We start from the raw sequence: 12,530 nt of genomic DNA on the forward strand, positions 1-12,530 counted from the left end.
CACTAAAAAACGAACAATAACTATTATTATATCATTATTATTCGGTTTTTTTATTATACGAACAAAATGTATACATTATTTTGTATTACGATCAAAAAGGCTTATTACATTATATAATTCTTCAGATTGTTTCTTTAAATCAACTGATAAGTGATCGATTTCTTCAATAGAACGTGCTTGTTCATCAGTAGCACTTCGTACCTCTTCTGCTCCTGCGGATGTTTCTTCTGCAATTGCTGCAACCTCTTGTGATTGTTGGGCTGTACTTTCAATATTTGTTAACTGCTTTTCAACCAATGAAGATATTTCTACTACTGATTCAGCCATCTCATGTATTTTATTGGACATACCTTCTACTGCCTCGTTTGTCTCAGAAACACGCTTCGCTTCACCTACAGCAAAGCTTACTTGATTTGTCATTTGTTGAACGACAGTTTGCACATCCGTTTGGATAGCAAGGATAAGCTCAGATATCCCTTGTACCGCCTTAGCACTTTCATCCGCTAGTTTGCGAACTTCTTCAGCTACAACTGCAAACCCTTTTCCATGCTCTCCCGCACGTGCAGCTTCAATAGACGCATTTAATGCAAGCAAGTTCGTTTGAGCAGCGATATCTCCAACTAACTGAATAATACTTTCTACTTTTCCTGCGTTTTCTTCTAATTGATGCACATTTCCTAATGCTGCCTCACTGCCAGAAGCAATCTTCTGGATCCCATTAACAAGCGATTGTATAGCTTGCGTAGTTTGGGCTAGTCCATGAATCATTTCCTGCGATTGTACAGAAGACTTTTCAGCACGTTTATTTACTTCTGAAGCAAGCGTTCTTACGTCTTCTACAGATTCTGCTGTTTCTTGTACTGCTATCGCTGATTGTTCTGCACCTTGTGAAATTTGCGCAATTGTACTTGCGATTGCTTCCGCTTGTTCCGATGCCACAGATGATTGCGCTGATAGTTGTTGAACAGTATTATTTGTCTTCTCAAAGTTCTTTTCAATACCTTGGACCATTTCTCTTAAATTCACAAGCATCGCCTGAAATGCCACTGCAACGGATTGAATCTCATCTTTGGATTTCGGAACTTCCACATCCACTCCAATTTTTCCTTCTGAAGCAAGATTTGCAACTTTTTCTAGATTAAATAAAGGCTTAATAAGTAATCCACTAAAAAAGTAAGCCAATATACCAGACCATAAAATACCTAACGCGTACATAGCAATCTCAAAAGGTACAGATTTAGTAGTAGTATCAAAGATAAGCGGTTGTATAAAATTAATAAAAATAGCACTTGTTGTATATGTAATTAAAGCTAAAACAGTGACAAACAACACAATCTTCTTTTGTATTCCGAACGCATACTTCTTCTTTTTTTCTTTCATCCTTAATCCCCCTGAAGTTTTTTCACTAGTTCATCCGTTAGTACATTCAATTCTCTATACGTAGCTTCATATGTACGCAAGTCTCCACCATATGGATCAGATACATCACGTACAGCTTGGGGTGTTACGTACTCTGTGTACATGTAGACTTTTGATATCGCATGCGGAAATGCAAAGATGATAGCTTGTTTATGGGATGCCGTCATTGTTAATATGATATCTGCCCAGTCAACTATTTGTTCATTTAATGCGGATGATTTATGTTTAAACTGGATAGATTCATTCTCCAATACTTTTTGCCCATTTGAAGACATATTACCTCCAACCATCGCATAAATACCTGCTGAACGAACCTCCACACCATTTAAATGACGCTCTTTCAACAATGCCTCTGCAATTGGACTACGACACGTATTTCCTGTGCAAACAAATAATATATTCATCGTACTAATTCCCCATCTCTAGTATATAATAAAAAGTCCTATAATTGTTTTAAATTTTATGATTATTTTTGACTATATTTTGTGAATCTACATAATTCGGTTAATTATTTTGTAACGTTAAAATTCCCATTATTAATAAAATCAATCCCGCAAATCTCATGATGAAAGCACGGTTCATAATTGCATACTTATAAATTATATTTTGCGCAATAAACACTGCTAAAAATGAAAAAATTCCCGAGCTGAGTATGAATATAAACTTCTCTACTTTTAGCATACCAAATGAAATACTTACTGAAAAGGTATCAACGCTTGCTACGACGGCCAATAGAAACGGAGATAAAAGAGGAGCCTGCTTTGGAGATTGTGTAAGAATCATTTGTAATCCCAGTAATGAAAGAAGAACTCCAGATAAATAGGGACTTGCATGCTGAAGATAATTCTGCACGATAATCCCTGCGTAATAACCTATCAAAGGAAAAAGCATATGTAATGCTGCAACCCATGCAGCAAGAGTAAATACTTGTTTTCTATAAGATACAAGAGAAAACAATATTAGTACATCCACAGACATTAATACACCAGCCAAAATTTCACGCCACAAAAAAATCTCCCCCGTCCATTTGCATAATTAACTATATGCAAACTATTAGGAGAGAATACACTCAGACTGTATGAGAAACGCCTTCATTCTTCGTTGCTAGCACTCGTTGTAAGCTCATGAACTTAAGTTCTATTCACTTTCGACTCGCCCGACAAGCTTTTCCATTACAGTCTTAAAACTATTCCTCTACATCTATATCGCTGATACATAAAGAGATTTATTAACTATACCAATTACCTTTAGCGGCCTTTTCTAATCTATTCATGATCGCACTTCCAACTCCATGTTTAGGAAAAGCTGGTACAAGGACTAAATCAGCATCTGATTCATCACATTTTCTAAGGGCTTCATACAACAGGTGTGCAGCATCTCTTAGTTGATTTTCCTTGCCTAATGTAAAAAAGTAATCCGCATTACTTTCACTGTATAGGTCACTTGCAATTAGAGCTACTTTTTTATGATCACTATGTATGCTTTCCACTGCTTTTTGAACTTCAATTATAGAAGCTTCTATTAAATAGACTGGAGCATCCGGTGCGTAATGTGCGTACTTCATTCCTGGCGCTCTCGGAGCTTCTGCTTTGTCTGTCAATTTTGCTTCATTTACTGGACCAATCACTTTTTCAAGCATTTCTTTTGTAACTCCACCAGGACGAAGAATTGTTGGTTTGTCTGTTGTAACATCCAAGACAGTAGATTCTAAGCCAATCCCTGTTGTACCTCCGTCTACTATTAAAGGTATCTTTCCTTTTAAGTCATGTAGCACGTGGACTGCCTGAGTCGGACTAGGTTTTCCGCTTCTATTTGCACTCGGAGCAGCAACTGGTTTTTTTAAACGTCTAAGTAATTCTAGGGCTACTGGATGGTCAGGCATTCTCACACCAACTGTATCTAATCCGGCAGTAACGTTTTCAGCAAGAGTATCTGGTTTTAATGGCAAAATCAACGTTAGGGCTCCTGGCCAAAATGCATCCATACATTCCATTGCAAGCTTTGGTATATTCATCGTAAATGAATGGAGATCTTTTTTATCACCAATGTGAACAATTAATGGGTTATCCTGAGGTCTTCCCTTTGCCTCGAATATTTTTCGGACAGCAGCTTCTTTGGTAGCATCAGCACCCAAACCATAAACTGTCTCTGTTGGAAATGCGACCGTTTCTCCATCATTTAATAAATCCACAGCTTGTGTATAACCATGTTCTTTTGTGGACAAGTTATCCACACTCACAATTTGTGTTTTCATGTCGTAATTACTCCTTTCTCTAAATGTTGTCCACATTTTGTGTATAACTATTAATTATATGTGGATTATTATGTGGAAAACTTCTTTTTTAACCATTCCCATACAAAAAATTTAGGTTTCTCTTTTTTCTTTTCTTCATCCTTATAACAAACTTTTGGAAACAGTGCACACCACCAATTATCCCCACGACCACTGCCTATTGTAATAACAATCGAGTCTACGTGTGTTTGTGCTACTATCCCATCATTCCACACTTTCGGAGGAAATAATGCTTGTCCTGTGGATAAAGTGATTTTTTCTTCATATTTTTCTGACAACTTATCCACAACTTGCTCTAACTCGACATATGTTTCCTGTGGATTACTTTGGTACGTTCTTAAAATGGGCTCAATATTATCTCTTACTTCATTTTTAAATTGTTGATCTTCTACCGAATTGCTATTGGCAATAAGACGAAATCTTGTTCCATCTGTTTGCTCCATAGGTTGAAATAGAATAAATAAACAAAATTGAATAAGTAGCAACATCCATACAAATAAAATAACCGCGTCTATTTGTTTGCCAATCCTCGGTGCTCTTTTTATCTCGTAATCTGGTAACATATAACATTCCTCCCTTAGGAACATTGTTACCAATAGATTCATAACTTATTCATTGATTGTACAAAAAACAAAACGATTTTTTTTATTAATGTCCTTAACCACTTCTACTGCCGCATTAGGAAATGCTTTTTGAAGCATCTTTTGGACAGCCGCGCCCTGCTCGTAGCCAATCTCAAAGCCTATTAAACTTGGGATATTCATCATGGCAGGGAGCTGTTCTGCCATTTTTCTATATAATTGCAAGCCATCTTCTTCTGCAAACAACGCTAGATGTGGCTCGTATTCTATTACAGTATCGGAAAGGGAATCTGCTTCATGTTGTCCAATGTAGGGTGGATTAGATAAGATGATATCCCATTTTCGATTTGCAATAGGTGCGAGTAAATCACCTTGTTTAAATTGAACTTCGGCTTCTAAACGCTGAGCATTTTTCATCGCAACTCGGAGTGCTTCGGTCGAAATATCGGTTGCAGTTACTATAGTATGTGGCATTTCTTTTTTTATGGAAATCGCAATAGCACCACTTCCAGTTCCGATATCAGCGACCTGTATGACTTTATTGATATCGAACAATTTTAATGCACGTTTTTTTACATCTTCTATTAATTCTTCTGTTTCGGGGCGAGGGATTAAGACGTTTTCGTTTACTATAAAATCTCTCCCATAAAACGTTTCCTGTCCAATAATGTATTGAAAAGGACGACCAGTTGCATGCTCCTCCACATATGCCCAAAAAGTTTGGAACGCTTCTTGGGATATTTCTTCATACATAGCCATCATCAATTCGGAATAATTTTTCTTTAATACATGCTGCAACAAATAACGAGCCACTTCTTTTTCTCGATTATTCTCTTCTAAAAAAGAAGAAGCCCGGGTTAGGGCCTCATAAGTTGTTTTACACATTCGTATCATTCATTCTTTCTAATTTTTCTGCTTGATCCTCCAATATTAATGCATCCACTATTTCATTCAGCTTTCCTTCTAAAATCTGGTCAAGCTTTTGAATTGTTAAACCGATGCGATGATCCGTCACACGATTTTGTGGATAATTATATGTTCGAATTCGCTCTGAACGGTCACCAGTCCCGACGGCAGATTTACGAACTGCATCATATTCGGCTTGTGCTTCTTGACGGAATTTATCAGCAACCCGAGCACGTAGAATTTTCATAGCCTTTTCTCTGTTTTTAATTTGCGATTTTTCATCTTGCATGGAAACTGTAATGCCTGTTGGTAAATGCGTCATACGAACGGCTGACATAGTCGTATTAACGGATTGTCCACCCGCTCCAGAAGATGCAAATGTATCCACACGAACGTCCTTTTCATGGATATCAACATCCACTTCCTCCGCTTCCGGAAGAACAGCAACAGTTGCAGTAGATGTATGAATACGTCCACCAGACTCTGTTTCTGGTACTCGTTGTACTCGATGTGCACCGTTCTCATATTTCATTCTGGAATAAGCATTCGTTCCATTAATCATGAAAATAATCTCTTTGAATCCACCAAGTCCAGTAGGAGAAGATTCCATAATATCAATTTTCCAGCCTTGTGTTTCTGCATATCTACTGTACATTCTGAATAAATTCCCTGCAAATAAAGCGGCTTCGTCTCCTCCAGCAGCTCCACGAATTTCCATAATAACGTTTTTATCATCATTCGGATCTTTTGGAATTAATAGAACTCTAAGACGTTCTTCAAGCTCTGCAATTTGGTTCTCCAAATCATTTACTTCTTCTTTTACCATATCACGCATATCCGCATCGAGCTTTTCTTCTAACATTAGTTTTGCGTCATTATATTGACTTTTTGCATCCTTGTATTCACGGTACGCATCAACTGTTGGCTGCAAATCTGATTGCTCTTTTGAATATTCTCTTAGTTTTTTTGTATCGTTGACCACATCTGGGTCACTAAGCAATTCATTTAAATTATTATAACGATCTTCTACCGATTGTAATCGATCAAACATCGAGCTCACCTCGTTCATTTAAGTCTATATCATTCCTATTATAAAGAAAAAGTCTCTTCCTCGCTACTTTTTCTAATAAAATAGCGAAGGGAGACTAATTTGTCCGTGGGAGCAACCATTTCTCATACTCTGATATATTGCGTGTACAAAATGGCACTTCGAGCCTAATTACGTTGCAACCGAGACCGATTCACGGCTATACGAGACCATTTCCCTCTGAAACGAGACTAAATCCAGAGAAGTCAGGCCATTTCTCAAAATAAGAGTTATCTCACGTGAGATAACTCTTTGAAGTCCATTATTTATAGAGGTGGATTGGCGTGGCATTTTCGACATACAGGGTAATAAGTGTCATTGCCACCAATTTGAATTTGCTCCCCAGTATATACAGGCTTTCCTGCTTCATCAACACGTAAATTCATAATTGCTTTTTTATGGCAGAACCAGCAGATCGTCTTCATTTCCTCGATTTTATCGGCATAGATCAGCATATAACGGCTACCTTCAAATAACTCATTTTGAAAGTCATTTTTTAATCCAAAGCCCATCACCGGAATGTCTAGCTCGTCCACTACTTTAGTCAATTGTAAAACATGCTCTTTTTTCAAAAATTGTACTTCGTCAATTAACACACAATAAGGTTTTGGTGAATGCTCTTTTACCAATTCATATAAATTCGTATCGTCATATGTAGCTGTTGCTTTTCTCTTTAAACCTATTCTACTAGAAACATATCCTACTTCATCTCTTGTATCGATTCCAGGTGTAAAAATAAGAACAGGTTTATTTTGTTCTTCATAATTATGTGCAACCTTCAAAATCTCAATAGATTTTCCGCTATTCATTGCACCGTGCTTAAAAAATAATTGTGCCATTTGAATTCTCCTTGTGAATCTTCTAATTTTCCTCTATTCATTTATAACATAAAGAGGCTGGCATCTACATAGATAATAATCAAAAAATCAAAAATACCTGCAAAACACAAATGTGCTTTGCAGGTACTTGGTAATTAGTTATTAGCTTCTTCTTTGATACCGTATTTTTTGTTGAAGCGATCAACACGGCCATCCGCAGCTGCGAATTTTTGACGTCCAGTATAGAATGGGTGACATTCGTTACAGAACTCGACACTGATGTTTGATTTTACAGAACCAGTTGTGAATGTGTTACCACATGAACATGATACTGTTGCTTCTTTGTAATCGGGATGAATTCCTGCTTTCATCTCTATCTCTCCTCTCGCCCTGAACCATCTGGAACAGAGTTGGTTATAAAACTGATACCTTACACGATCCGATTGATTGCCAATCGTATATGTAGCAGAAAATTGTAAACTTACATTGAACATAATAGCATGTCTGATATTAAAATGCAAGTTCTTCGATTATAGAGAAACTTTCCCACTACGATGCGCTTTCATTTCTACTGCCAGTTGCTCAAAGAATGCTTCGTTCGTTTTTGTTTGTCGGAGTTTTTTCAAGAAACGCTCCGCAAAATCGGATGAATCGGAAAAAGTTTTGCGAATAGCCCAAAGCTTGTCTAATTGATCTTTTGGAATGAGAAGTTCTTCTTTTCGCGTACCCGAGCGACGAATATCGATTGCCGGGAAAATACGACGTTCTGCAAGACTTCTATCTAAATGAAGTTCTAAGTTACCTGTACCTTTGAACTCCTCATATATTACTTCATCCATACGAGACCCAGTATCAACTAATGCAGTAGCAAGAATCGTTAAACTGCCGCCTTCTTCAATATTACGGGCAGCTCCAAAAAATCTTTTTGGACGATGGAATGCAGCAGGGTCAATCCCTCCGGAAAGTGTACGTCCACTTGGAGGGATTACTAAATTGTATGCACGGGCAAGACGCGTGATTGAATCCATTAAAATGATTACATCACGTTTATGCTCTACTAAGCGCATTGCTCTTTCTAAAACAAGTTCCGCTACTTTCACATGATTTTCTGGAACTTCATCAAACGTGGAGCTCACAACATCCGCCTTTACTGAACGTTCTATATCTGTAACTTCTTCTGGACGCTCATCTATTAATAAAACAATCAGTTCCGCATTTGGATGATTCGTCGTAATAGCATTTGCGATTTCTTTTATTAATAACGTTTTCCCTGCTTTTGGAGGTGCAACAATTAAACCACGTTGTCCGTATCCAACAGGTGCTACCAAATCCATTATGCGAGTCGATAGTTTTTCAGGAACGGTTTCTAATTTAATATGGCGGTCCGGATATAAAGGTGTTAGAGCAGGAAAATGAACTCGTTCCTTCGCTATTTCTGGATCTTCACCATTTACTAGTTCCACATGAAGTAGGCCGTAATAACGTTCACTTTCTTTTGGAGGACGAACTTTTCCTGTTACTTTATCACCATTTCGAAGGTCAAATCTTCTAATTTGAGATGCCGAAATATAAATATCCTCTGAACTCGGAGAGTAGTTAATAGGACGTAAGAATCCAAAGCCCTCTTGTTGAATAATCTCTAAAACACCTTCCATGAAGAAGAAGCCTTCTTGTTCTGCTCGAGATTTTAAGATAGCAAAAATAAGTTCTTTCTTTGTAAGCTTGCTATACGCTGCAATTTTGAACTTTCTTGCAAGTGTATAAAGCTCTTTTAGAGTCATACTTTCTAACTCATTAATTGTTGTTTGTGTCATTGGCGTTGCACCACTCTTTATTTTATTTTTATGTTCCTATTTATTTTTGGGAATCAAATACAACAAGTTGAATTTACGACAACTATTGCTCTCCTTTAGATTCGCTACATAATTGATGGCTTCATCTAAATGGATTGTCTACACTTATCTATTTGTAACTGTTGATTAAGGTTAATAGGATTGAAGTTTGTTAAGAGGATAGATACCCAATCAGAATTGGCTGTAACAAATGCAGTTTTAGATGTCGTGAACTTAGAATACCTCGACTGACAAGCGTTTTCAAGACTTTTTGAGGTCCGACCTTCTGATTTATGCATTTGTCTCCAAGATGGCCTAATCTGTTATGGAGGATATTCATGTGAGAAGTTTTATTTTATCACGCTTTATGTAAGACTCTCATGAAGGAAGCACAACAAAGGTTATGTTGACAGGCAACATCTTTGAAAGCTTCCTAAGAGTCTAAACTACTAATCATTTTAGAATTGAATTAAGCGATAAAAGTTATTCTTATAGAACTAAATTCGGTTTTTTCTTTAAGCTGTGTCTTCCTTCAACAAAACGAATTGTACCTGATTTAGCTCTCATAACGATTGAGTGCGTTGAACCAAATGCACCTTTGAATTGTACTCCACGAAGAAGTTCACCGTCTGTTACACCAGTTGCTGCAAAAATCGCATCGTCACCTTTTACTAAGTCTTCCATACGTAAAATTTTGTTTACGTCTAGTCCCATTTTAATACAACGAGCAAGCTCTTCATCATTTTGCGGCACTAGTTTTCCTTGTATTTCTCCGCCTAAACATTTTAATCCAACCGCAGAGATAACTCCCTCAGGAGCTCCACCCATTCCAAATAAAATGTCAACGCCAGTATTATCAAAAGCTGTGTTAATAGCTCCAGCTACATCACCATCATTAATTAGCTTAATACGTGCACCAGCAGCTCTAATTTCATCAATAATTTTTTGATGACGGTCGCGACCTAAAATCGTTGCAACTACGTCTTGTATGTCTTTATTTTTTGCACGTGCAACTGCTCGTAAATTATCAATAACAGGTGCGTTAATATCAACTTGACCAACAGACTCTGGACCTACTGCCAGTTTGTCCATATACATGTCTGGAGCATGAAGTAGATTTCCACGATCAGCAATTGCAAGAACTGCAAGAGCATTCCATCCACCTGAAGCTACAATATTTGTACCTTCTAACGGATCCACTGCCACGTCAACTTGAGGACCACCAGTTCCATGTCCAAGCTTTTCTCCGATATATAACATCGGTGCTTCGTCCATTTCACCTTCCCCAATTACTACGACACCTTCCATTGGAATTGTGTCAAAAACTGTGCGCATTGCAGTAGTTGCTGCGTCATCTGCTTCATTTTTTAATCCGCGTCCCATCCAGCGTGCAGATGCGATTGCTGCTGCCTCTGTTACACGAACTAATTCCATTGATAAACTACGTTCCATTTAATATATGCCTCCCGTTTTACGGTTTATATTCCGGTCTGTGTTTCTTCCTGTACCATTGTAGCATATTTGTCAAATAAGAAAAGTAAGGCGCCGGTTATCAGCAACGAGTTTGTTAACATGCAAAATGGGCATTTTGCCTTGTGCTGATAGGCGCCTATAGTCTGAGTGGAAGTACTTTATTCTGAGTTTACTTCTATTTCTTTAATTTCCACTCTTCTAATATCTGCTCCTAGTCCTCGAAGCTTTTCAATAATGGAACTATAGCCACGTTCTATATGGAAAATATCTTGAATCTCCGTATCACCCTCAGCGATCAATCCAGCAAGTATAAGAGCTGCTCCAGCTCGCAAATCACTCGCTCGAACAGTGGCTGCTTCTAGCTTGGCTGGCCCCGTAATAATAGCTGTTCTACCATCCACTCGCCCATTAGCGTTCATACGGCGTAATTCATCAATTTGCTTAAATCGAGCTGAGTAAATAGTATCGGTAATAACGGAAGTTCCGTTAGCTTGCGTTAACAACACCGAAAAAGGTTGTTGTAAATCCGTAGGAAACCCAGGATACACAAGAGTTTTCACATCGACAGCTTGTAAATTTTGAGCTTTTGGAATGAATATCTTCTCTTCATGCTCCTCCACTTTTACTCCCATTTCTCGTAGTTTTGCTGTTAATGCTTCTACATGAAATGGAATCACATTGTCAATCGTGATACCGTCACCTGCTATAGCAGCCATAATCATAAATGTTCCGGCTTCAATTCGGTCTGGAATGATTGTGTGCTTCGTCCCGTGTAATTCTTCAACACCGTCGATTCGAATGACATTCGTCCCAGCACCTTTTATATTCGCTCCCATATTTGATAGCAATGTGGCAACATCAATGATTTCTGGTTCTTTTGCAGCATTTTCAATAATCGTTCTACCTTTTGCAAGTACTGCAGCAAGCATTATATTAATAGTTGCCCCAACACTTACGACGTCTAAATAAATTTTCGTGCCAACCAATTTTTCTGCACGTAAATAAATAGCGCCATGCTCATTCGATACGTTAGCACCTAATGCCTCAAAGCCTTTAATATGCTGATCTATTGGGCGAGGTCCCAAGTGGCATCCTCCAGGTAATCCAATAGCCGCTTTATTAAATTTTCCAAGAAGTGCACCCATTAAATAGTATGATGCCCGCAACTTTTTAATATTGCCATTTGGCAAGGGCATATCTACCACATTTGTAGGATCAATTGTCATCGTTCCGTCTTCAAATGTGATTTTTGCACCTAATTCTTCTAGAATATCTTTCAATGTCCATACATCTAAAATCTCTGGCAGGCCTTCAATAGTTACTGGAGAGTTCGCTAACAAGGAAGCAGGAATTAGCGCTACTGCACTATTTTTTGCCCCGCTTACCTTAATCGTACCATGTAAACGATTAGCTCCTTTTATTTTATAAACTTCCATACGTTTCTCCTTCGTCTTGTTACTCGCTCTTACGATTGTTCCAATCCGCTAGAAATCCTTCAATTCCTTTATCTGTTAAAGGATGATGGAATAGTTGTTTTAATACTTTAAATGGAGTTGTAGAAATATGAGCACCATTTAAAGCTGCATACGTAATATGCTGAGGATGTCTGATAGAAGCTGCAATAATTTCTGTATCAATGTTGTGAATAGCAAAGATTTGAGCTATTTTCGCAATCAGTTCCATTCCATCATGCCCAATGTCATCTAAACGGCCTAAAAATGGCGATACATATGTTGCACCTGCGCGAGCTGCCAATAGCGCTTGGTTTGCACTAAAGATAAGCGTCACATTTGTTTTGATTCCTTCTGAACTAAAAACTGCGCATGCTTTTAACCCTTCAGGTGTCATCGGTAATTTCACCGTAATATTCGGTGCAATTGCTGCAAGTTCTCTACCTTCTTTAATCATACCCTCTGCATCCAATGCGATTACTTCTGCACTTACAGAACCATTTACTAATGCTGTAATTTCGCGAAGGCGATCATGAAATGAGATATTTTCTTTCGCTACTAGCGAAGGATTCGTCGTAACACCGGATAAAATACCCCATGCGTGTGCTTCTTTAATTTCCTCAAAATTAGCTGTATCTATAAAAAATTTCATCTTAATAAGTTCCTCCTT

13 protein-coding genes are annotated in these 12,530 nt (G+C 37.9%); all 13 read right to left on the bottom strand.

Features of this window, described 5'->3' with window-relative positions:
- Positions 1–75 precede the first annotated feature (75 nt).
- The 13 genes from PGC35_RS02910 to fsa all read right to left on the bottom strand — a co-directional run bounded on the left by PGC35_RS02910 (position 76) and on the right by fsa (position 12,512).
- On the bottom strand, positions 76–1,380 hold the full coding sequence (locus tag PGC35_RS02910) for a methyl-accepting chemotaxis protein (protein WP_053590528.1): 1,305 nt from the start codon (positions 1,378–1,380) through the stop codon (positions 76–78).
- A gap of 2 nt (positions 1,381–1,382) precedes the next feature.
- Positions 1,383–1,823, bottom strand: coding sequence for a low molecular weight protein arginine phosphatase (locus tag PGC35_RS02915; protein ID WP_375218127.1), 441 nt, complete (start codon positions 1,821–1,823; stop codon positions 1,383–1,385).
- A gap of 100 nt (positions 1,824–1,923) precedes the next feature.
- Positions 1,924–2,427, bottom strand: coding sequence for a manganese efflux pump (locus PGC35_RS02920; protein WP_053590530.1), 504 nt, complete (start codon positions 2,425–2,427; stop codon positions 1,924–1,926).
- A 220-nt stretch (positions 2,428–2,647) separates the two neighbouring features.
- Positions 2,648–3,673 carry an L-threonylcarbamoyladenylate synthase gene (locus PGC35_RS02925; protein ID WP_375218128.1) on the bottom strand — a complete coding sequence of 342 codons (1,026 nt, stop codon included), beginning with the start codon at positions 3,671–3,673 and terminating at the stop codon, positions 2,648–2,650.
- Positions 3,674–3,741: 68 nt separating this feature from the next.
- Positions 3,742–4,275, bottom strand: coding sequence for a stage II sporulation protein R (locus PGC35_RS02930; RefSeq protein ID WP_375218129.1), 534 nt, complete (start codon positions 4,273–4,275; stop codon positions 3,742–3,744).
- Positions 4,276–4,320: 45 nt separating this feature from the next.
- Positions 4,321–5,178 (bottom strand): peptide chain release factor N(5)-glutamine methyltransferase, encoded by an 858-nt coding sequence (prmC, locus tag PGC35_RS02935; protein WP_375218130.1) that lies wholly within the window; start codon positions 5,176–5,178, stop codon positions 4,321–4,323.
- Complete coding sequence (prfA, locus tag PGC35_RS02940) at positions 5,171–6,250, bottom strand: peptide chain release factor 1 (protein ID WP_375218131.1); 1,080 nt, start codon at positions 6,248–6,250, stop codon at positions 5,171–5,173. Before prfA ends, prmC begins: the two co-directional genes overlap by 8 nt.
- A 302-nt stretch (positions 6,251–6,552) precedes the next feature.
- Positions 6,553–7,125 carry a thymidine kinase gene (locus tag PGC35_RS02945; RefSeq protein ID WP_053590535.1) on the bottom strand — a complete coding sequence of 191 codons (573 nt, stop codon included), beginning with the start codon at positions 7,123–7,125 and terminating at the stop codon, positions 6,553–6,555.
- A gap of 134 nt (positions 7,126–7,259) precedes the next feature.
- Positions 7,260–7,475: a 50S ribosomal protein L31 gene (rpmE, locus tag PGC35_RS02950; protein ID WP_375218132.1), complete on the bottom strand. Its 216-nt coding sequence runs from the start codon at positions 7,473–7,475 to the stop codon at positions 7,260–7,262.
- A 159-nt stretch (positions 7,476–7,634) separates the two neighbouring features.
- Positions 7,635–8,918 carry a transcription termination factor Rho gene (gene rho / locus PGC35_RS02955; RefSeq protein WP_056828064.1) on the bottom strand — a complete coding sequence of 428 codons (1,284 nt, stop codon included), beginning with the start codon at positions 8,916–8,918 and terminating at the stop codon, positions 7,635–7,637.
- A gap of 507 nt (positions 8,919–9,425) precedes the next feature.
- On the bottom strand, positions 9,426–10,388 hold the full coding sequence (glpX, locus tag PGC35_RS02960) for a class II fructose-bisphosphatase (protein ID WP_056828065.1): 963 nt from the start codon (positions 10,386–10,388) through the stop codon (positions 9,426–9,428).
- 179 nt (positions 10,389–10,567) lie between these two features.
- A complete protein-coding gene (locus tag PGC35_RS02965) occupies positions 10,568–11,845 on the bottom strand; it encodes a UDP-N-acetylglucosamine 1-carboxyvinyltransferase (protein ID WP_375218133.1) in 1,278 nt (425 codons plus the stop codon).
- A gap of 19 nt (positions 11,846–11,864) precedes the next feature.
- Positions 11,865–12,512, bottom strand: a complete 648-nt coding sequence (fsa, locus tag PGC35_RS02970; protein WP_375218134.1) for a fructose-6-phosphate aldolase — start codon at positions 12,510–12,512, stop codon at positions 11,865–11,867.
- Between the last annotated feature and the right edge of the window lie 18 nt (positions 12,513–12,530).

This window comes from Psychrobacillus sp. PGGUH221 (genome assembly GCF_042055255.1).
Classification (GTDB): Bacteria; Bacillota; Bacilli; order Bacillales_A; family Planococcaceae; genus Psychrobacillus.